The sequence below is a fragment of the Mycobacteroides sp. H003 genome (genome assembly GCF_001440135.1).
Taxonomy (GTDB): Bacteria; Actinomycetota; Actinomycetes; order Mycobacteriales; family Mycobacteriaceae; genus Mycobacterium; species Mycobacterium gwanakae.
Genome location: NZ_LJYL01000030.1, coordinates 53,047 through 73,002, shown reverse-complemented (window position 1 = coordinate 73,002; position 19,956 = coordinate 53,047). Strand labels below are relative to the sequence as shown.

Genomic DNA, 19,956 nt, shown 5'->3' with positions numbered 1-19,956 from the left:
AGATCAACGGGCCTTCGGCTACTGGTTCAGCGGCAGTTGCGCGATGATCGGGCCCATCGGCGAGGTCGAGCCGCGGCCCTTCTCGACAGAGAATGCCAGTGCGGTGGAGTTGTTGAGGTGGGGTATGACCGCTGTGGTCGACGGTGCGACGGCCTGAGTATCCATGGTTCCCGCCGACTCCGGCCCGCGGTCGCCGATCAGCCACATTTGGTACACAGTGCCGGGTTGTGGTGGTGCGACATTGTTCATCACCAACACCGCCGTGTTCTTCTGCCTCGAGTAGACGACCGTCGCGGTACCACCGGTCGGGATAGAACCGCTGACCGTTCGCACATCGGTTGCGGTGAAGACCTGCTGCGCGGACGGTGGCGGAGGCCGCAGGATAGTTCCGATCCCAGCCGCCGCCAGCCCGATTGCGGTAGCGGCCGCAACAGCCACCAGAGGTGCTCTCCAGCGGTTGATATCTTTTGCCCCGGAATCTCTTTGGATATCCCGGGCCACAATCTTGAGCAGGCGCGGTCGAAGCCGGGCCGGGGGTTCGACTGCGGTACTTGCCGCCAGGGCCGCCATGGTTTCGCGTGTGGCACGCACTTCCTGGGTAAACGAGAGCGTGTGTTCAGGCGCGCCGGCTGACAACCACCGGTCGATGTCGTCTCGTTCATCGTCGGGCAACGCATGCAGTGCGTATGGAGTCGCGGCGGTGATGAGGTCGTTGGGTTCGGTCATGGTGTCCCCAGGCATCGGCGCAGCGCCTTGATTGCGTCACGCATACGAGACTTGATAGTTGCCAGATTAGCGGCAAGCCGTTGTGAGACTTGGTTATAAGTCAAACCGTCGTAGTAAGCCAGATGTAGGCACTGGCGCTGTGTATCCGTGAGTGTGTCGAGGCATTCAGTGACTTGCCGCTGCTCTTCGCTACGGATCACCGATTCAGTGACCTCGTCGGCGGCACGCTCGATAGTGGCGGCGCCGTAGCGCGACTCGCGGTCGGCGGCGGATTGCTCCGAGCGCACGCGGTCGATGGCGCGCCGATGAGCCAAGGTCATGATCCAGGCCAGAGGCGATCCGGCGGTCGGGTCATAGCTTTGGGCGGAACGCCAGATCTGTAGGTAGATCTCTTGCGTTGTCTCCTCGCTATAGCCGGGGTCCCGTAATACCCGCAGCACCAGACCGTACACACGCGAGCGGGTGTGATCGTAGAGAGCGGCGAATGCCGCGGAATCACGGTCGGCGACATCGCGCAAGAGGGTATCCAGGTCGCCAGTCACGCCCGTGAGCCTAAACGCATCGCGGAGAATGTTCATGGCGATTCGCGTTTCGGGGGGCGCGGCAGGATAAATGAGACCCGGCGTTGGTAGTCAGCGAATCCGGGCCGCCCGGCCATTGCCTTCTCGGTGCGGCGACCTCCGGTGGCGTAGACCAGGAAGTAGGTCATCAGCACCGGGTACGGCACCGTTGCCAACGATTGCCAGCCAGTGATGGTGATCAACCACAGCCCCCACCACACGCAGGCATCACCAAAATAGTTCGGGTGCCGAGTCCAAGCCCATAGGCCCTGCTCCATGATCTTGCCCTTGTTGGCCGGGTCCTGTTTGAAACGGCGCAGCTGAAAATCACCCACCGCTTCGAAAAGCATTCCAAACAGCCACAACCCGATGCCGACGACTACTACGGGACGCAGCGATTCAGGGGTTGGCCCTTCAACGGCTGAGCGTTGGATGGGTAGGGATACCAACCAGGTGGCAGCGGCCTGGATGACGAAGATCTTACGCAGCACATGCGGCACCGAGAAGTCGCCACCAAGCAGGTCGCGGTACCTCGGATCTTCGCCTTTCCCAGCCGACTTCACCCACATGTGCCACGAGAGCCGGGCACCCCATATACCGACGAGCGCGAGCAGCAGAAGCTGGCGCTGCCGATCACCGTCACCGAACGCAGTACACACCACGGCAACTGCGATGAACCCTAGGCCCCACGCGACGTCGACCACGTTGTAGCGGCCTATGCGGTAGCCGATCAGGAAAGTGACACTGTGCACGGCCACCACAGCGCACAGCGAGCACACCATCACGGTGAAGAAGTTCATTGTTGACCTCGCTGGAAAATCCATTGGTGGACATCGAGATATCCGGATCGGAACCCGGCCTCCGAATACGCCAGATACAGCTGCCACATACGGTAGAAGGCGTCGTCGAATCCAAGCGCCAGTACGCTCTCGCGCCGGGCCGCGAGCTGCTGACTCCATAGCCGCAGTGTTTCGGCGTAGTGCGGCCGCAGGGACATTGTCTCGATGGTCCGCAAATGCGTGGTATCCGTGGTTGTTTCGGCGATTGCCCGTACCGAGGGAAGCAGACCGCCGGGGAAAATGTACTTCTGTATCCAGGTATGGGTGTTGCGGCTGGCCAGCATCCGCTCATGGGGCATGGTAATGGCCTGAAGGGCCAGTCGGCCTCCTGGTTTGAGCAAACGGTCGATGGTTTGGAAATACGTTGTCCAGAAATCGAATCCGACCGCTTCGAGCATCTCCACCGACACGATAGCGTCGTATTGGCCCTGAACGTCTCGATAGTCGCGCAGCTCTATCTGCACTCGGTCAGACAGACCGGCAGCCCGTACCCGCTGCAGAGCCAGTTCCCGTTGCTCGCTCGACAAGGTGACCGACCGTACGTGCGCACCGCGAGCGGCGGCCGATAAACACAATTGCCCCCACCCGGTACCAATCTCCAGAACCCTGGTGCCGGGGCCTACCTGTGCGTGGTCCAGCAAGCGATCGATCTTGCGGTGTTGGGCATCCGCCAGCATCGCTGCTGAGCCAGGGATGTGGTCGAACAGCGCACTCGAGTAGGTCAGCGTCTCATCCAGGAAAAGCGAGAAGAAGTCGTTCGACAGGTCATAGTGATGCGCAACATTGCGATGGGCCTGTGGTGACTCGTTGCGCTGAGTCCGTGGAGCGCGCGGCACGGTGAGATGCCGGAAGCGTTGCAAGCTAGGGGGAATCAACTCCCCCATTGATGCTGCCCATGGGGTGAGAAAGCCGGGCAGATCGTCGCAGTCCCAGTCTCCAGCCATGTACGCCTCGCCGAATCCGATCAAGCCGGATCGACCCAGACGTCGTGCCAGTGCCGTCGGCTGCCGAACTCTCATGGTGGGCAGGGACGTATCTGCTGCTCCCACAACGGACCCGTCCGGGTACACCACCCGCACCGGGAGCCGCGCGGCCGCACGGCGCAGCAGCTTGTCGGCTACTACCGCCCGTGCCGCTGCCAGCGGCCCGGAAGGAACCGGCGCGATATCCAGCGGGCGATGCGCCCCGATATCACGCGCATCGGTAGTGGTGCTGTCGAGATGACCGTTCACGCTATCCTTTCCCTCTCGCGTGTAGGTGTGCGCTCTACCACCGGCAGCCCTTTCAGCCACAGCCTGATCCCTTCTTTACGGATGGCCAGCGCACCCATCAGTGGGGCCAGGGGCGCGGCGGCCTGCAACCACAACAGTTCACCGACCCGGGCCCGGCGCCGGGTGCCGCGCACCGCGGCGAAGAACGGCAGATGTCCGCCTCGCTGCAACCAGATACTGATGCTCAATGTCTCGCCGGGGCGAGTGGCTCGAACTCGGTATTGTCCGTCGACACCGTTGAATGGCGACACGTAAAGCTGTTTGTCCACTGTGGAATCGGCGGTCGGGGGCAGCAGGTATGCGTGCCGTCCGCCATAGGTGTTGTGGACCTCGGCAATGATGTGGACGAGATTGCCGTGGCGATCATGGCACCAGTACAAGCTGAGTGGGTTGAAGACGTGACCCAACACCCGTGCCTGCAGCAGCGCGGTGACCGTACCGCCGCCCAGTTCTACCCCGTGCGCGGCCAAGAATCGATCCACGCGTTGGCGCAGCGTGTCGTCAGCATTCCCCCGGAAATGGTCCCGTGCTTGGAAATTGGCGAAGGCGCGCAGACCGAAGGGCAGGCGCGGCGGCTTGTCGATATCGATGTACCAGCAGTAGCCGCGATAGGCGAACCGGTGTGTCACCGGCGAACGCCGCACATGGATGATCCGGGTGCGGTACAGGCAGGGAACCGCCGTCGCCGAACTCATCGTGCTCCCACGCGATGCTCGCGCTTGGTGGCCACGCTGACCGGCCAGTCCCGACCCAATGCTTGTGCGGCACGTAGGCCCGATGCGGCACCGTCCTCATGAAAACCCCATCCGTGGTACGCACCGGCGAAGGCGATACGGCCATCGTTGAGACTTGACAATCTGCGTTGGGCAGCAACAGATTGCGGCGTATAGACCGGGTGTTGGTAGGTCATTTCGGCAAGCACCGCCCCGGGGTCTACCAGATGCTCGCCGCCGAGGGTGACCAGAAACCTGCGCGGACCGGGCAGTCTCATCAACCGGGTGATGTCATACGTCACCACGACGCCCTGGCCGCCTTGGCCGCACAGGTAGTTCCACGACGCACGGGCACGGGGATGTCGCGGCAACAGTGACTCGTCGGTATGTAGTTGCGCGGAATTGCTCACGTAACCAATGGCTCTCAGCACCTCGCGCTCGGTGGCGGTCGACTGCGCCAGCAGGGCCAGCGCCTGATCGGGATGCGTCGCGATCACGGCGGCATCGAACACCTTCGGCGGGTGCCCCGCAGCTGTCACCACAACGCCCTCGGGAATCCGTCTGACCTGGGTGACAGGGGAATCGGTGAATGCCTCGTGTAGGCCGCGCACCACAGCGTCGACGTACGTGCGCGAGCCCCCTACCACTGTTTTCCACTGCGGCGACCCGAATACCGACAGCATGCCGTGATGGTCCAGGAACCTGAACAGGTACTGCGCCGGATACGCCATGGCCTGCCCGGGCGGGCACGACCACACGGCGGCCACCAGTGGTGTCAGGAAGCGGCCGAGGAAGAACTGTGAGAAACCCCGCTGCCGAACAAAATCCCCGAGACTCAGGGCGTTGTCGTCCGTATCGGGGGCAGCGAGCAATCGGCGGGCGTGGCGATGAAACCGCTTGATCTCTGCCAGCATCCATAGATAGCGAGGGTTCGCTGTCGCGGGCGACGCAAAGAGGCCGCGCACGCCCCTTGCGCCCGCGTATTCCAGCCCAGTGCTGTCATCACGCACCGACATCGACATATCCGTGTCAGAGGTGGCGATACCGAGTTTGTCGAACAATCGGCACAGTGTGGGGTAGGTGCGGTCGTTGTGCACCAAGAACGCGGTGTCGAGCGCGGTCGGGGCGCCTTGGCCAGCATCGACGAACTGGGTGTGGGCATGTCCCCCGAAACGCCCATCGGCCTCATACAACGAGACCCGGTCGTAGGCAGAAAGCACGTGAGCTGCGGTTAGTCCGGCCACACCACTACCGATGACGGCGACGGACCGTGACCCGTCGGGGCCAGATATTGCACTCACACCCCGTATTCGGAGTAAACCTGCCCGCGGATGGGTATTGCGTCTATGAGCGGCGCCACAGCCCAAGCTCAAATTTTTAGGTAACCGACCCATCCGGATGGCGTTTAGCACCGAATGACCCCAGAGCTGCACATACATGCCCGGTGCAGCAGCGCCCGTACACCCGCAGAAGAAAGACCGGCAGGTAGACGTTCCCCGCACCGCCTAGGAAAGGTTTTGCCCAGATGTCAGACTCACCGCGACTGCGCCCGCATTTCGCCGATGTTCAGGCCCACTACGACCTATCGGATGACTTTTTCCGTCTTTTTCTCGACCCGACCCAGACATATAGCTGTGCTTACTTCGAACGCGACGATATGACTCTCCAGGAGGCTCAGATCGCCAAGATCGACCTGGCGTTGGGCAAGCTGCATCTGGAGCCCGGGATGACGCTTCTGGACGTGGGGTGCGGTTGGGGTGCCACCCTCAATCGCGCATTGGAAAAGTACGACGTCAACGTCATCGGTTTGACTCTGAGCAAGAATCAGAAGTCGCACGTCGAGAAGCTTTTGGCGGCGTCCTCGAGCACCCGGTCAAAGAGCGTCCAGCTGCACGGGTGGGAAGAGTTCGACGGCAAGGTCGATCGGATCGTGTCGATCGGCGCGTTCGAACATTTCGGCTTTGACCGCTACGACGACTTTTTCAGGTTCGCCTACAACGCGCTCCCTGACGACGGTGTCATGCTGCTGCACACCATCACCGGGCTGCACCCCAACGAGATCATCGCCAAGGGCCTGCCGCTGAGCTTCGAGCTGGCGCGTTTCATCAAATTCATGGTCACCGAGATCTTCCCCGGCGGGCGATTACCCTCCATCGAGATGGTGCGAGAGCATGCCGAGCGGGCGGGCTTCACCTGCACGCGAGTTCACCAACTGCAGCAGCATTACGCCAAGACCCTGGACCTATGGGCGGCAGCACTCGAGGAACACAAGGATGAGGCCATCGCCATTCAGGACGAGGTTGTGTACGAGCGTTACATGAAGTACCTCACCGGATGTGCGAACTACTTCCGCATCGGCTACATCGACGTCGCCCAATTCACCCTCCCGAAGCTGCACATCCCGTATCTCGAGAAGTAGCGCTTGTCGAAAGGAGCAAGAAATTGAGTGCCATCGTGCCGCTGTGGACTCTGGGGGCCGAACTACTCAAGGCTGCGGGCAATATCGTCGGAATCCGTTCGGGGACCGAAGAACCGCAATACTCGTCACGGCCACTGACCGCTTCGGTCCAGATCAGGCAGTACAGCAGCCGAGTCGCGGCAGAAACCACCGTCTTGGCCGACGACGACCAGGCACGCAGCGAGGGTTTTCGCCGCCTTGCGGGTTACATTTTCGGCAAGAACCAACGGCAGGCCAAGATCTCGATGACCGCACCGGTAGCCCAACAAAGCGACACCATCGCCATGACGGCTCCGGTAAGCCAATTGTCAAGTCCTACTGGTGGTTCAATAATCCGGTTTTACATGCCGGCGAAATGGACGCTGGCAAGCCTGCCCACTCCCGGCGACGAGAGCATTCGGCTCACCGAAGTGCCGGCCGAGACGCTCGCGGTGCTGCGCTTCAGCGGCGACCGATCGGCCGCCGCCGTCGCCAAACGAACCGACGAGTTGCTTAATACCCTGCGCGACAGCAACATAAAGACCTCGGGCGATCCGCAAGCCTGGTTCTACGACCCGCCGTGGACACTCTCGTGCGCTCGACGCAACGAGATCGCAGTTCCCATCCACGCGCAAGGTGACGACACCTTCTGAGGGACAACGCAGAGGACGGTGGAACTAGACTTCCCGATGATCGGAGACTTATGGGTATCAGTGGTTCGGTGATTGTCGACGCGCCCGTCGACGACGTGTTCGCCTGGCATTCCAGGCCGGGCGCCTTCAATCGCTTGGCGGCGCCGTGGGCGCCGGTCGAGATGCGTACCGAGGCGGCCTCGCTGCGCGACGGGACTGCGGTCCTGGATTTACCGGGAGGCTTGCGCTGGATCGCCCGGCACGATCGGGAAGCGTTCCTGCCCGGCCGACGATTCGTCGACGAGGCGGTCGCGACGGGACTGAGGTCGGCGGTCAGTGGTGCATTGCCCTGGCGGCACATTCACGAGTTCGAGCCCGTCGGCGATAGCAGCACTCGGGTACGCGACACAATCGAGACTCCCATTCCGGGACGGCTTCTCGCCGATCTGATCGCGTATCGGCACCGGCAACTCACCGGAGATCTGGCCGCGCACCGCAGAGCAGCCGACCATGGAATGAATGCCTCGACAGTGGCCATCACCGGGGCATCAGGCCTGGTCGGCACCGCTCTTGCCGCGTTCCTCAGCACAGGTGGGCACCGCGTGATCCGCCTGGTTCGCGGAGAACCCAAGAACCGCACCGACCGCAACTGGGAACCCGATGATCCCGATCCGGCCGCGTTGGAAGGCGTTGATGCCGTTATCCATCTGGCGGGTGCCACCATCGCCGGACGCTTCACCCAGCGGCACAAAGAACTGATCGCCTCAAGCCGAATCGAGCCCACGCGCCTACTTTCCCGAGCCGCCGCATCCGCAGGTGTCGGTACCTTCGTGAGCGCCTCAGCGGTGGGGTACTACGGGAAGAATCGAGACGACGAAACGCTCACCGAGACTAGCCCTCCCCCGCCGACGGCAGACTTCCTTTCCAATGTGGTCGCTCGTTGGGAACAGGCAGCGTTAGCCGGCGAGGGTGCCGAGACCCGCGTTGTCACCGTCCGCACCGGCATCGTTCAGTCACCACGCGGCGGAACGCTCAAGCTCCTGCTTCCGCTTTTCCGGGCCGGTCTGGGCGGGCGTCTGGGCTCCGGCACCCAGTGGTTGCCCTGGATCGGTATCGACGACTTGGTGGACATCTATCACCGGTGTCTGTGGGACCTTTCACTATCGGGTCCCGTTAACGCCGTGGCCCCCGGTGTGGTTCGCAACGTCGACTACACACGCGCACTGGCCCAGGCAGTCCACCGCCCCGCACTCTTACCCGTGCCCGCCTTCGGCCCTGCACTGCTGCTCGGACGCGAGGGTGCCGACGAGCTCGCGATGGCAAGTCAGCGTGTTTCTCCCGCAACGCTATTGGACCGTCGGCATGTTTTCCGGACTCCCAGTATCGGTCCCGCCCTGGGACATCTCTTGGGAAGTCATACCGGCTCGTGACCGTTATCTGGTGGGCCCGCCGCGATTTGCGGTTGGCCGACAATCCCGCGCTCCAAGCTGCCGCCGCGAGCGGTGACGTACTTGCCCTCTTTGTGCTGGACCCGCAGTTGCTTCGCAGCGCAGCCCGCCCGCGAGATGCATGGCTTGCCGCCAACGTTCTTGACCTTGATCAACAACTCGATGGGCGGCTCTGCGTCTGTTCCGGTGCACCGGAACAGATCCTGGTAGAGCTGGCGGAACGTTGCGGTGCGACTGAAGTGCACGTGGCCCGGGAGACGACCCCCTTCGGCAGGCGCCGGGATACGTCGGTATCGGCGGCGCTGGCCAAGATTGGTGTGGACTGGATCGAGACGGGCTCGCCCTACGCAGTGACGCCGGGCCGAATCACCAAATCAGACGGGTCTGCGTATCGGGTGTTCACCGCATTCGAGCGCGCCTGGCGCGAACACCACTGGCCGCGCCCCGCCCAGCTGAAAACCAGTCCTTCCTGGGTTAAGCCTCCCAAGCCTGCACAATCAGGCCCCGCCAGGTCATTACTCACCGAAATCAGCCAAAGCTGCAGCATCACATTGCCTCCCGCGGGTGAGGGTGCGGCCCGCGCGCAGTGGGAACACTTCCTCACACGCGAGCTGACGGGCTACGCCGTAGGGCGTGACCGCGCCGACATGGACGCCACATCCAGGATCTCGCCCTACCTCAAAGTCGGGGCAATACACCCCCGCACGCTGCTTGCCGACCTGGCAGCCATCGCGGGCCAAGACGCCGCCAAGTTCATGTCGGAGCTTGCCTGGCGAGACTTCTATGCCGACGTGCTCTACCACCAACCGCACTCCGCGCGCGCCGACTTGACCGATGCGCTAGCGCATTTGACCTATACCGAACCTGGCGAAGGCTTTACGGCCTGGCAACGCGGAGAAACCGGATACCCACTGGTGGATGCCGGCATGCGACAACTACTTGCCGAAGGGTGGATGCATAACCGAGTACGGATGGTCACCGCAAGCTTCCTTACCAAGGATCTCCACATCTGGTGGCCGCACGGAGCCAGGCACTTCATGAACCATCTCATCGATGCCGACAGCGCATCCAACACGCACGGCTGGCAATGGGTCGCAGGAACGGGCACCGATGCGGCGCCGTACTTCCGAGTCTTCAACCCCACGGCTCAGGCGCAAAAGTTCGACCCGAACGGCGAATACATCCGCAAGTACATCCCGGAACTACGGCACCTGCCCGGAGCCTCGGCTATCACACCGTGGAAACATCCCGCCGGTCATACGCGCGGGTACCCGGCACCCATCCTCGATCACGCAGAGGAAAGAAACATCGCACTGCACCGTTACCGATCCAGGCAAGACCACTAGCTATTCAGCTGCCACACCGAGAAATTCAGCACCGCCGCGAACGTCGTCCATGCCACGTAGGGAAGCAACAAGATTGCGGCCCAACGGCTTCTGTTCCAGAAGAGCACCACCGTCGCGGCAACAAATCCCCACAGCACGAGGATCTCGATGAATGCCACTCCCCGCCAGCCAAGTCCAAAGAACAACGGTGTCCACGCCATGTTCAGGACGAGCTGCACGCCGTACACGATGAGCGGCACACGGTTTTCCTGTGATGGCTCTGACCGCCATACCAGCCAGGCCGATATCGCCATCAAGACATACAGCGCCGTCCATACAGGACCAAAAAGGTAAGCCGGTGGCGCCCAGCCAGGTTGTTGCAGGCGCCCGTAGGTGTCCGCAGCCCGCGTCGCGGCCGCGCCGCCGACTCCCGCGGCGATGGTCACCGCAATGACAGAAACGGCGAGCCCAGCCCACTCCCTGGGCCAGCGGCGCGAAATCCCCTGAGTCATAACGCCATAATAGACAGAATTTCGTACGTCGGTAATGGTCGACCACGATCTCGGTTCACTTCGCCGGCCGTCCTCGCTCGGGTATGTGCCCGAGCGCAGGCGACCCCTACAGATCGATCAGCTACTCGAGGAGAAGCCATTTATCTGCACTGACGTCGTTCCATCTACTTAGACCTACTTAGACGGTTGTAGATCGCCTACCCCGCTGCTCGAGGTCCGGACACAACTACTCGCAGGCGCTGGGCTCGCACTGTTGCCTGAATCCGACCAACATCGCGGCGGCATGGGAATCGCCTATGAGCCCGCGGATCGCCGAAGAGGTAATCGCAGCCGCGCCGGCGAACTAAATCCGCTTATTGTGCGGCAACAGGCTGACGGCCGATTACCAACGCGTGATCAAGCCTTACTCACTAGATTGCGCGTCCCACTCACGCCTGTATGCCTCCATAAAAGGCTGGGCCATCTGCTCGCCCTTAGGAGTGATATTAAGCAACCATTTACGCTCCCACTCGCCGTCGGCAAAGTGGTTAACGTATGCGTCTGCAATCTGGCCCAGTGCGCCTTCCGTGTCAGAGGCCCGAACAAATCCTGACGCGCTCGGAGGATACGAGCCTAGTTCGAAAAGCCCATCATCCGTAAGTGAACGGATCAGTGTAAGAGTGTTGCGCTGGACTGTGCTAAGAGGCGCTTTGGGATCTGATTGCTGCACATGCCAGTGGACAAGGGCAAGTTCCACCCAATCGCCCATACCTTCGATTAGGACCTTTTGACCCGGCGTGAAACTCTCATAGGCCATCTCTACCTCCGTTGATTCCCTTGCAGTCAGCGGCGTTTCGATCCTCATTACGGGTCCTCCTCTTCGAAGTTACCCGACCCACCGATGATGTCATTGGCAATTTCATGGTCATTGGGAACTATTTGGTGCGGAATCGTCTCGAGAATTCCCGGCGCCGGGCCAACTGGAAAGCCCCCGGACCGAGGTGCCGGAGGGGCAACTGGTGCTGAACCGGCCCTTGGAGCGGCGGCTGGCGTGGGAGAACCGGCTCTTGGAGCCGCAGGCGCCACAGCCCCCTCTCTCGGTACACCGCCACCTCCCTCCGCAATTGGGGCCCTGTGGACCTTGTCTGTCGGGCGCCCCTCGCTGTTCTTTGGATAGACAACATCGACCGCCGGCCCCTCAGACCTTCCGCTCGTGTCTCTCCAGTTCACCTTCGTGCCGTCCGGCAACTGCACCCAGTCGCCCTTGTAATTGGGATCCTGGATCGGATTTCCACCCCGCGACCATTTGTCATACCAACCACGAAGGTCCGCATCTGTAGGCACCTGCCTGATCGGCGGATTCTTTCCGCGGGGAAGCCCAGCGATTTCCTGTCGAATCTGGTCACCCGTCATCGGCACCGGCGGGTCAGGCGGCACCGGCGGGGCAGGCAGCCGGGGCTGCGGGCCACCGAATTTCATCGGAGAAGCTGCTGGACCGCTTGCCGAAGTCGACCACCCCACCATCTCAGTTGGTGCTTCACCCGCCGCGTCCGTGGGCAGACCACCCGATCCCATGCTGCTCACCGAATTCACCACGCCGGATACCTGGGATACACCGCTGGCGACCTGCCCGACCCCCTCAGTGCCCTTCGACACGGTGTCGTTGAGTTGCGTGAATTGCTCGGTTTGCGGTTTGAGTTGCGGGTTAGCATCGCCGACCGCTTGGGCGACTTGATCGGCTTCTCCCTGAGCGGTTTTCACGATCTGACTGCCCGCATTGATCGCGTCCGCGGTCCCCTGAATGCCTTGCGAAACACCCTGCACCACCGTGATCGCATCCTGCGGATTCACCGCTCCGGATTGCGCAGATGAGGCCAGCGAGGCACCTGCTTGCGCGGCGGACCCGAAGCCTTGCGCGGCCTGCCCCGACGACTGCCCGATCTGCTGACCGGACTGCACATAGGTCTGCACATCGCCCGGAAGACCCTGCACCGCTTGGGATGCATCCTGACCGAGCGCCTGCGTATCCGGCCCCTGCTCCTGCTCGTCCTGCTTACGACGCCGCGTCGACGCCGCACCAAGTAGCAGCGAGGCCAGATCGGTGTTCTGCGACTGATCGTCGCGGTCGTCCTTGTCGTCCTTCTTCTTGTCCTTCGACGGGAACTTCGTCGACTGCTGCTTCTGGTTCTGCTTTCCCTGTTGCAGTTGTTTAGTCAGATCGTCAATGCGCTGCCGATCCTGACCGGACTGCTGCTGCTTTTCCTGCAGCTGGCGCGTTAGATCGTCGATCTTCTGCTGATCCGGTGACTGGTTCGGCTGCTGTCCCGTATCTTGTTGCGGCGGCTGCTGCTGAGGTGGCTGCTGCGCGCCCTGCTGCGGTTGTTGGGCTGGCTGCTGCACACCCTGATTCGATTGGCCGCCTTGCGATCCCGGATTGGCCTGTCCGCCGTTGAAATCCGGATTCGGCTTACCCGGTCCTTGGGTATACGGAGTCGCGTTCTGATAATCCGGAATCTGAGTACCGTGCGCGGGCTGATCCCACCCCTGCTGAGACCCCTGCTGCCCACTGGACCCGTTAGCACCATTGTTGCTAACTGAGGGTGCCTGAGTGTTGTAGATACTGATGCCGTTGTTCTGATCCAGCGGCGCCTGATTGATGCCACCTTGATAGTCCGGCATCTGCGGGCCACCCTGACTGGGCGGCTGAAACATCTGCCCACCCCCAGGCGGACCATCACTACCACCAGGACCACCACAATCCGGCGGGCACGCCGCCCGCGCCTGCGGCACCGTGGCCGGAGTAAACCACCCCAAACCCAAACCACTTGCCGAGAACATCAACACCGCAACAACACCCGCAGTCGCGGCAGCCTTCTGCGAGGCATCCGTGGCCCACTTCCACAGACCCACAAGACCTTTCCACCACCCCAGGTTGGAGGCGATTGCCCACAGGAGGACCAGAGTGATCGCCGCCACCGCAGGAAACACGTCCGGGCCCGTGATCCACACATACAACCGCGGAGTAATCCCAGCCGCCAGCAGCACCAAACCCAAACCACCGCCGATGAGTGCGGCCACCAGGCCCGGATGCCACAACCCTTCCGGTGCGCGGCGCTTGCCGGTTGCCTGGTCACGCTCAATGAGCAGACCCGAGCCAGCGAGCGTCTCCTTAGCCAGGCCTGTCATATACCTGCCGCCGGTGAACAGTGCAGCGCCGGCCAGAACCGCCACCAGCATCTGGCCAACTCCCAGCGGCAGCGACCACTGACTCTCCCCGGTGAGGTGCTGCCACCAGATCGCATACCCACCGCGGAACGTCCACCACATACCCAACGCACCAACGATTACCGCAACGGCCGCCATGACAGCGAGCAGCGGCTCGGACAGGCGCCCTTTCACTGCGTCAGGTAGCGCGGCCATTACCGGCCTGACGCCCCACATCGCAAGCTTGACCCCACCACCAAGCGCGGTTATAGCCAGCAGCAGCAGTCCGGCCCAGCCAATCAGCTCGGTGGCACTATCACCGCTGCGGTACAGGTGGTGCAACGCAGCCACCGCACCAACCACCAGAACACCCCCGACAGCGAAAGCCGCCAGCCGGTGCCCGAGGTCAGATCCAGCAGTGCGCCCGGATTCAAGATCACGCACCGGCAACTTCTGTGTGGTTTCATCGGAACGAGCCTTATCGCGGGCTACCGCCACCGCTGTCAGCTGTTCAGTTGACTCACCATTCCCCGCCACATCGCCTCCGTCGAATCAGCGCAAACCCCTCGAGGACACGACACTACGCCCGTTCGCTCGCCACTGTCCAGACGGATAGCAAACATCATGCTTCGCAGAGAGACATGCCGATGCGTGAGAAGGACTTAGCAGCGGCAAACGCGTAGGCGAAAGACGAGAGCACCTCGCTCCGCAGTTCCAACTGACGTATTGGGGTCCGAATGAATCCAGTTGTCCCACGCCCACCGCATCGCTCGCAGATGCAGTAAAAGGGCCTACTCATCACCGCCCCACACCGGTTCGGAGGCACGGAGATGTCGTCACATTCGCAAGGTCTTTGGCCTTAGCTGAATAAGAAGCAGGCCAGGGAGCATTTTCCCTGGCCTGCTTCTTTACCAAAAGTGCTTCACAGCATGCAGGAGACGCAGCCCTCGACCTCGGTGCCTTCCAGCGCCATCTGCCGTAGCCGGATGTAGTACAGCGTCTTGATTCCCTTGCGCCATGCGTAGATCTGCGCCTTGTTTACGTCACGCGTGCTGGCGGTGTCCTTGAAGAACAGTGTCAGCGACAAGCCCTGGTCCACATGCTGGGTGGCCGCGGCGTAGGTGTCGATGATCTTCTCGTAACCGATCTCGTACGCGTCCTGGTAGTACTCCAGGTTGTCGTTGGTCAGGTACGGCGCCGGGTAGTACGCCCGGCCGATCTTGCCTTCCTTGCGGATCTCGATCTTCGAGGCCACCGGGTGGATCGAGGAAGTCGAGTGGTTGATGTAGGAGATCGATCCGGTCGGCGGCACCGCCTGCAGGTTCTGGTTGTAGATGCCGTGCTGCTGCACCGACTCCTTCAGCCGCAGCCAATCTTCCTGTACCGGAATGCGAATCCCTGCATCGGCGAACAGCTGGCGCACCTTCTCGGTCTTCGGCTCCCACACCTGCTCGGTGTACTTGTCGAAGAACTCGCCGCTGGCGTACTTCGACTTCTCGAAGCCGCCGAACGCCTTGCCGCGCTCGACCGCGATGCGGTTCGATGCCTTCAGTGCGTGGTAGAGCACCGTGTAGAAGTAGATGTTGGTGAAGTCCACACCCTCTTCGGAGCCGTAGAAGATGCGCTCGCGCGCCAGGTAGCCGTGCAGGTTCATCTGCCCCAGGCCGATGGCGTGAGAATCGTTGTTGCCCTGCTCGATTGAGGGCACCGACCAGATGTGCGTCTGATCCGATACCGCGGTCAGCGCGCGGATCGACACCTCGATGGTCTGCGCGAAGTCCGGTGAGTCCATCGTCTTGGCGATGTTCAGCGAGCCCAGGTTGCACGAAATGTCCTTGCCCACCTTGGCGTAGGACAGATCGTCGTTGAACAGCGAGGGCGTCGACACCTGCAGGATTTCCGAGCACAGGTTCGAGTGGGTGATCTTGCCTTCGATCGGGTTGGCCCGGTTCACGGTGTCCTCGTACATGATGTACGGGTAACCCGACTCGAACTGCAGCTCGGCGAGGGTCTGGAAGAATTCGCGCGCCTTGATCTTCGTCTTGCGAATCTGGCCGTTATCGACCATCTCGTAATACTTTTCGGTGACGTTGATGTCGGCGAACGGCACCCCGTAGGTGCGCTCGACGTCGTAGGGCGAGAACAGGTACATGTCCTCGTTCTTCTTGGCCAGCTCGAAGGTGATGTCCGGGATCACCACACCCAGCGAGAGCGTCTTGATGCGGATCTTCTCGTCGGCGTTCTCGCGCTTGGTGTCCAGGAAGCGGTAGATGTCCGGGTGGTGCGCGTGCAGGTACACCGCACCGGCACCCTGGCGGGCACCGAGCTGATTGGCATAGGAGAACGAGTCCTCCAACAGCTTCATGATCGGGATGACGCCCGAGCTCTGGTTCTCGATGTTCTTGATCGGTGCACCATGCTCACGAATGTTGGTGAGCAGCAAGGCTACACCGCCACCGCGCTTGGACAGCTGCAGCGCCGAGTTGATGGAACGCCCGATGGACTCCATGTTGTCCTCGATCCGCAGCAGGAAGCAGGACACCGGCTCGCCGCGCTGCTTCTTGCCCGAGTTGAGGAATGTCGGGGTTGCCGGCTGGAAGCGTCCGTCGATGATCTCGTCGACGAGCTTCTCGGCCAGTTGCAGATCACCGGAGGCCAGCGTCAGCGCGACCATGACCACGCGATCTTCAAAGCGCTCCAGGTAGCGCTTTCCATCAAAGGTCTTCAGCGTGTAGGAGGTGTAGTACTTGAACGCGCCAAGGAAGGTCGGGAACCGGAACTTCTTGGCGTAGGCCCGATCCAGCAGCGACTTCACAAAGTTGCGTGAGTACTGGTCGAGCACCTCGCGCTCGTAGTACTCCTTCTCGATCAGGTAGTCGAGCTTTTCGTCCTGATTGTGGAAGAAGACCGTGTTCTGGTTGACGTGCTGCAGGAAGTACTGCCGAGCCGCGGCGGCGTCCTTGTCGAACTGGATCTTGCCGTCGGCGTCATACAGATTGAGCATGGCGTTGAGGGCGTGATAGTCCAGCTCGCCGTGAGCCGAGCCGTGCGCAGAGGTCACAGGTTCTGCAGTTGTCGCGGTTGGCGCCACGGTGTGTCCTTCCAGAATTCGTCGAGTCCAGCCAGCACCTGCTGCACGTCTTCAGCGGTGCCCATGAGTTCAAAGCGGTACAGATATGGCACGTCACACTTGGCTGAGATGACCTTGCCCGCGTAGCAGTACTCCGCGCCGAAATTGGTGTTGCCGGCCGCGATGACCCCGCGGATCAAAGACCGGTTGTGTTCGTTGTTGAGGAACTTGATGACTTGCTTGGGGACGTATCCCGCGGCCTGACCGGGCACCGGGTGCCCGCCGCCGTAGGTCGGCAGGATCAGGACATAGGGGTCGTCAACCTGGATATCGCCACGCAGCGGGATCCGGGTGGCGGGAACGCCCAGCTTCTGAACGAAGCGGTGGGTGTTCTCCGACACGCTGGAGAAATAGACCAGATGGGCCATGCCCGGCTCCCGTACTACTTACTACTTATTAGGCAGAGACTGCGACTGCGCCCGCGAGCGCCTTGATGCGGTCCGGGCGGAAACCCGACCAGTGATCGTCACCGGCCACCACCACGGGCGCCTGCAGGTAGCCGAGTGCCATCACGTAATCGCGCGCCTCGGGGACCTCGGTGATGTCCACGACGTTGTACTCGATGCCCTGCTTGTCGAGGGCCTTGTACGTCGCGTTGCACTGTACGCACGCGGGCTTGGTGTAGACGGTGATGCTCATGCGTAGCTCCTCAGCGAATCGATCGTAGACATCTCAACAAAGTTTTCAGCAGTCCAGCACCCGGGAAAATTCCACGCCGCCCGTGGTGGCTGAGCGCCGGGATCGGCCAGAAGATCTGGCGAAAATCCGGGCCGGGCGGCCCGGAGTGGTTCCCGGCCTTTCGGTGTTCCAGACACTACACCTAGTGTCCGACAATCGGAACCCATACAAGATGTTCTGAACAACATTCGTGAAATTCCCTGGTCGTGAGACCTGACACCCCTGAAATTCCGGCGTGTCGTAACCAGGGCGTGTCCGGGCCCTCCGAGATGGCTGGAACATATGTGGTGTCTACCACCGGGCACCGACACCGGCTAGCAGATCGCCCACCGCCGGGCAAACCTTTTCGCCTGGCGAGTCTGTGGAAACTGTGAAGTTCTGTGGACGAATCTGGGGACAGATCGCGATCTAGCGCAAGAGTCCCACGTCGGCGGCGGCCCCGCCCGCAGGAGTGGTACCCCGGTACCCGGTCGGAACGGACACCTATATGTTCGCCGGACCGGAGAGTCCTCGGCCACGTTCCGCAGCTTCAGGACCTGGCGGGCACGCACCCTAAGCTGCCACGCATGGAACCGAGCCCCCGCAGAGTGTTCATGGCCAGCGCAGTCGGGTCGGCCATCGAGTTCTATGACTTCTATATCTACGGAACGGCGGCCGCGCTCGTCTTCCCCGCGGTGTTCTTCCCGAATCTCAGCCATTCTCTGGCGCTCTTCGCCTCCATCGCCACCTTCAGCACCGCGTTTCTGGCACGCCCCCTCGGTGCCGCGCTGTTCGGTCACTACGGAGACCGCTTCAGCCGCAAGGGCACCCTGGTGGTCACCCTGATCACCATGGGGCTCGCCACCATGGCGGTAGGCCTGGTTCCCGGCGCCGCCTCGATCGGGGCCGCCGCACCCACGGCCATCGTTTTACTGCGCCTCGTGCAGGGCCTCGCGGTCGGCGGCGAGTGGAGCGGGGCGGCACTGCTGTCCTCCGAATACTCGCCAAGCCGCGATCGTGGCCGCGCCGCGACCGCTGTGCCGATTGGCAGCTCGACGGGGCTATTGCTCAGCAGCCTGGTGTTCCTCATCGTCAGTGTCACCGTCGGGGAAGACAGCCCCGCATTCCTGTCGTGGGGATGGCGCATACCCTTCATCGCCAGCGGGCTCCTGGTGGCGGTCGGCCTGTACATCCGGCTCCACGTCGCCGAGACACCCGAATTCGTGAACGCGAAGGCTCAAGACAAGCTGGTCAAATCGCCTCTGCGGCATGTGCTTACGGAAAGCCCTCGCACGCTGGCGCTCACCTGCGGGACGATGCTGATCATTTTCACGCTGTCCTTCATGACCAACACCTACTTCCCTGGATTCGCCCGATCCGAGTTGCACTTCTCCCGCGCGGCCATCCTGACCGCGGGCGCGCTCGGGGCGGTGGTGCTCATGGTGTCCGCCGCGGCCGGCGGAATCCTCAGCGACCGATTTGGCCGGCGGCGGGTGATATTGACCGGCATGGGGCTGATACTTCCGTGGACGTTACTGGTCACTCCCCTGTTGAGCAGCGGACCGTTCTGGGCCTACCTTGCCGCGATGGCGATCACCTACGTGCTGTTCGGCCTCGCATTCGGGCCGATGGCGAGCTTCCTTCCGGAGTCCTACCCCGTGGGCACCCGCTACAGCGGCACCGGGGTGGCGTTCAACGTGGCCGGCGTCTTCGGAGGCGCCATCCCGCCGTTGATCGCAGGCCCGCTGCAGAACGCTCTGGGCAACTGGGCTGTCGGGCTGATGCTGCTGGTGATTTGTGCGATCAGCGTCGCGTCCGTCTCCGCGATGAAAGAAACCTGGGCCGGATCCAGAAGCTGAATCGTCTACGGGCCGAAGACAGAGGCGGTCATGCCCGGCGCGGCGCCGGGCATGACCGCCAGTGATGCCTTTGCGAATTAATCGTTGACGGACGTCAATGCGTCCAGGGCCTTGGTCAGCTCGGCGACCGTCTCGGCGTGCTCCCGCGGATGCTTACCGTCGAAGGCCGAGGACGGCACGGCCACCTTGATGTCGTCAAGGACATTGGCGGTCGCAATGGACGCCACCTTCCGGGTGTCGTCAATCGCCCAGATACCGCCGTACCTTCCGGCCGACGTTCCGATCACCACGGTGGGCTTGCCCTTGAACACGCTGCTGCCGAACGGACGGGACAGCCAGTCGAGCGCGTTCTTCAGCGCACTGGAGACGGTGCCGTTGTTCTCGGGGCTGACCAGCAGGACCGCATCGGCATCGGCCACAGCGGCACGCAACGACTCCACGGATGCGGGCGCGTTGTCGCCGTCGATGTCCTCGTTGTAATGCGGCAGGTCGGCCAGGCCCTCGAAGATACTGACGCTCACACCGGCCGGCGCACTCTCAGCGGCGGCCTCGGCGAGCTGCCGATTGAGCGATGCCTTACGCAGGCTTCCGACGATTGCCAGCACGTTCTTCTCTGCCACTTTCTCGGCCATGGGGAACACCTTTCATCAGAGCGGCGCGTTTG

The 19,956-nt window shown here is 62.2% G+C and carries 18 protein-coding genes; 5 read left to right on the top strand and 13 right to left on the bottom strand.

Annotation, left to right across the window (positions count from 1 at the left end; translation table 11 throughout):
* Positions 1 to 18: 18 nt before the first annotated feature.
* From AOT87_RS19470 to AOT87_RS19445, 6 genes are read right to left on the bottom strand one after another with little or no spacing between them, the layout of a single operon-like run.
* Positions 19 to 726: an anti-sigma factor gene (locus tag AOT87_RS19470; RefSeq protein ID WP_057964230.1), complete on the bottom strand. Its 708-nt coding sequence runs from the start codon at positions 724 to 726 to the stop codon at positions 19 to 21.
* The gene (locus AOT87_RS19465; RefSeq protein ID WP_057964231.1) at positions 723 to 1,304 is read right to left on the bottom strand and encodes a sigma-70 family RNA polymerase sigma factor; all 582 of its coding nucleotides are present in this window, start codon (positions 1,302 to 1,304) and stop codon (positions 723 to 725) included. The genes AOT87_RS19470 and AOT87_RS19465 overlap by 4 nt, the downstream gene beginning before the upstream one ends.
* Entirely contained in the window at positions 1,301 to 2,086 is a 786-nt protein-coding gene (locus tag AOT87_RS19460) for a DUF1295 domain-containing protein (protein WP_057968763.1), read from the bottom strand. Before AOT87_RS19460 ends, AOT87_RS19465 begins: the two co-directional genes overlap by 4 nt.
* Positions 2,083 to 3,357 (bottom strand): class I SAM-dependent methyltransferase, encoded by a 1,275-nt coding sequence (locus AOT87_RS19455; RefSeq protein WP_057968764.1) that lies wholly within the window; start codon positions 3,355 to 3,357, stop codon positions 2,083 to 2,085. Before AOT87_RS19455 ends, AOT87_RS19460 begins: the two co-directional genes overlap by 4 nt.
* Positions 3,354 to 4,091 (bottom strand): DUF1365 domain-containing protein, encoded by a 738-nt coding sequence (locus tag AOT87_RS19450; RefSeq protein WP_057968765.1) that lies wholly within the window; start codon positions 4,089 to 4,091, stop codon positions 3,354 to 3,356. Before AOT87_RS19450 ends, AOT87_RS19455 begins: the two co-directional genes overlap by 4 nt.
* Positions 4,088 to 5,410, bottom strand: a complete 1,323-nt coding sequence (locus AOT87_RS19445) for an FAD-dependent oxidoreductase (protein ID WP_057968766.1) — start codon at positions 5,408 to 5,410, stop codon at positions 4,088 to 4,090. Before AOT87_RS19445 ends, AOT87_RS19450 begins: the two co-directional genes overlap by 4 nt.
* A 224-nt stretch (positions 5,411 to 5,634) precedes the next feature.
* Here AOT87_RS19445 and AOT87_RS19440 point away from each other — a divergent pair, with 224 nt between their 5' ends.
* Genes AOT87_RS19440 through AOT87_RS19425 form a run of 4 tightly spaced genes read left to right on the top strand, consistent with a single transcriptional unit; the run spans position 5,635 to position 9,972 of the window.
* Complete coding sequence (locus AOT87_RS19440; protein ID WP_057964235.1) at positions 5,635 to 6,528, top strand: cyclopropane mycolic acid synthase family methyltransferase; 894 nt, start codon at positions 5,635 to 5,637, stop codon at positions 6,526 to 6,528.
* Between the two features lie 23 nt (positions 6,529 to 6,551).
* On the top strand, positions 6,552 to 7,199 hold the full coding sequence (locus tag AOT87_RS19435) for a heme-binding protein (protein WP_030097084.1): 648 nt from the start codon (positions 6,552 to 6,554) through the stop codon (positions 7,197 to 7,199).
* Between the two features lie 50 nt (positions 7,200 to 7,249).
* Positions 7,250 to 8,608: a TIGR01777 family oxidoreductase gene (locus tag AOT87_RS19430; protein ID WP_057968767.1), complete on the top strand. Its 1,359-nt coding sequence runs from the start codon at positions 7,250 to 7,252 to the stop codon at positions 8,606 to 8,608.
* Positions 8,605 to 9,972, top strand: coding sequence for a deoxyribodipyrimidine photo-lyase (locus AOT87_RS19425; protein ID WP_057968768.1), 1,368 nt, complete (start codon positions 8,605 to 8,607; stop codon positions 9,970 to 9,972). The genes AOT87_RS19430 and AOT87_RS19425 overlap by 4 nt, the downstream gene beginning before the upstream one ends.
* On the opposite strand, the gene AOT87_RS19420 is transcribed toward AOT87_RS19425, so the two are convergent.
* The 6 genes from AOT87_RS19420 to AOT87_RS19395 form a co-directional block, all read right to left on the bottom strand.
* Positions 9,969 to 10,463 carry a TspO/MBR family protein gene (locus tag AOT87_RS19420; RefSeq protein ID WP_057968769.1) on the bottom strand — a complete coding sequence of 165 codons (495 nt, stop codon included), beginning with the start codon at positions 10,461 to 10,463 and terminating at the stop codon, positions 9,969 to 9,971. The two genes, AOT87_RS19425 and AOT87_RS19420, sit on opposite strands and share 4 nt — an antisense overlap.
* A gap of 403 nt (positions 10,464 to 10,866) precedes the next feature.
* Positions 10,867 to 11,307, bottom strand: a complete 441-nt coding sequence (locus tag AOT87_RS19415; RefSeq protein ID WP_057969865.1) for a hypothetical protein — start codon at positions 11,305 to 11,307, stop codon at positions 10,867 to 10,869.
* Positions 11,307 to 14,183: a hypothetical protein gene (locus AOT87_RS19410; RefSeq protein WP_234795766.1), complete on the bottom strand. Its 2,877-nt coding sequence runs from the start codon at positions 14,181 to 14,183 to the stop codon at positions 11,307 to 11,309. The genes AOT87_RS19415 and AOT87_RS19410 overlap by 1 nt, the downstream gene beginning before the upstream one ends.
* Positions 14,184 to 14,568: 385 nt before the next feature.
* A complete protein-coding gene (gene nrdE, locus AOT87_RS19405) occupies positions 14,569 to 16,650 on the bottom strand; it encodes a class 1b ribonucleoside-diphosphate reductase subunit alpha (protein ID WP_044105330.1) in 2,082 nt (693 codons plus the stop codon).
* Between the two features lie 53 nt (positions 16,651 to 16,703).
* Positions 16,704 to 17,144, bottom strand: a complete 441-nt coding sequence (gene nrdI / locus AOT87_RS19400; protein ID WP_030097076.1) for a class Ib ribonucleoside-diphosphate reductase assembly flavoprotein NrdI — start codon at positions 17,142 to 17,144, stop codon at positions 16,704 to 16,706.
* 28 nt (positions 17,145 to 17,172) lie between these two features.
* Entirely contained in the window at positions 17,173 to 17,415 is a 243-nt protein-coding gene (locus AOT87_RS19395) for a redoxin NrdH (protein WP_005056596.1), read from the bottom strand.
* Positions 17,416 to 18,020: 605 nt separating this feature from the next.
* On the opposite strand from AOT87_RS19395, the gene AOT87_RS19390 reads away from it, so the two are divergent.
* On the top strand, positions 18,021 to 19,292 hold the full coding sequence (locus AOT87_RS19390; RefSeq protein WP_057967726.1) for an MFS transporter: 1,272 nt from the start codon (positions 18,021 to 18,023) through the stop codon (positions 19,290 to 19,292).
* 77 nt (positions 19,293 to 19,369) lie between these two features.
* On the opposite strand, the gene AOT87_RS19385 is transcribed toward AOT87_RS19390, so the two are convergent.
* Complete coding sequence (locus tag AOT87_RS19385) at positions 19,370 to 19,924, bottom strand: NADPH-dependent FMN reductase (RefSeq protein WP_057967725.1); 555 nt, start codon at positions 19,922 to 19,924, stop codon at positions 19,370 to 19,372.
* Positions 19,925 to 19,956 lie beyond the last annotated feature (32 nt).

What these genes read in the sequence shown, in the direction of transcription:
- AOT87_RS19465 (WP_057964231.1), bottom strand. Translation starts at nt 1,304, where the DNA reads ATGAACATTCTCCGCGATGCGTTTAGGCTCACGGGCGTGACTGGCGAC.
- AOT87_RS19420 (WP_057968769.1), bottom strand. Translation starts at nt 10,463, where the DNA reads ATGACTCAGGGGATTTCGCGCCGCTGGCCCAGGGAGTGGGCTGGGCTC.
- AOT87_RS19390 (WP_057967726.1), top strand. Translation starts at nt 18,021, where the DNA reads ATGGAACCGAGCCCCCGCAGAGTGTTCATGGCCAGCGCAGTCGGGTCG.
- AOT87_RS19450 (WP_057968765.1), bottom strand. Translation starts at nt 4,091, where the DNA reads ATGAGTTCGGCGACGGCGGTTCCCTGCCTGTACCGCACCCGGATCATC.
- AOT87_RS19470 (WP_057964230.1), bottom strand. Translation starts at nt 726, where the DNA reads ATGACCGAACCCAACGACCTCATCACCGCCGCGACTCCATACGCACTG.
- AOT87_RS19430 (WP_057968767.1), top strand. Translation starts at nt 7,250, where the DNA reads ATGGGTATCAGTGGTTCGGTGATTGTCGACGCGCCCGTCGACGACGTG.
- AOT87_RS19415 (WP_057969865.1), bottom strand. Translation starts at nt 11,307, where the DNA reads ATGAGGATCGAAACGCCGCTGACTGCAAGGGAATCAACGGAGGTAGAG.
- AOT87_RS19460 (WP_057968763.1), bottom strand. Translation starts at nt 2,086, where the DNA reads ATGAACTTCTTCACCGTGATGGTGTGCTCGCTGTGCGCTGTGGTGGCC.
- nrdI (WP_030097076.1), bottom strand. Translation starts at nt 17,144, where the DNA reads ATGGCCCATCTGGTCTATTTCTCCAGCGTGTCGGAGAACACCCACCGC.
- AOT87_RS19440 (WP_057964235.1), top strand. Translation starts at nt 5,635, where the DNA reads ATGTCAGACTCACCGCGACTGCGCCCGCATTTCGCCGATGTTCAGGCC.
- AOT87_RS19395 (WP_005056596.1), bottom strand. Translation starts at nt 17,415, where the DNA reads ATGAGCATCACCGTCTACACCAAGCCCGCGTGCGTACAGTGCAACGCG.
- AOT87_RS19385 (WP_057967725.1), bottom strand. Translation starts at nt 19,924, where the DNA reads ATGGCCGAGAAAGTGGCAGAGAAGAACGTGCTGGCAATCGTCGGAAGC.
- nrdE (WP_044105330.1), bottom strand. Translation starts at nt 16,650, where the DNA reads ATGCTCAATCTGTATGACGCCGACGGCAAGATCCAGTTCGACAAGGAC.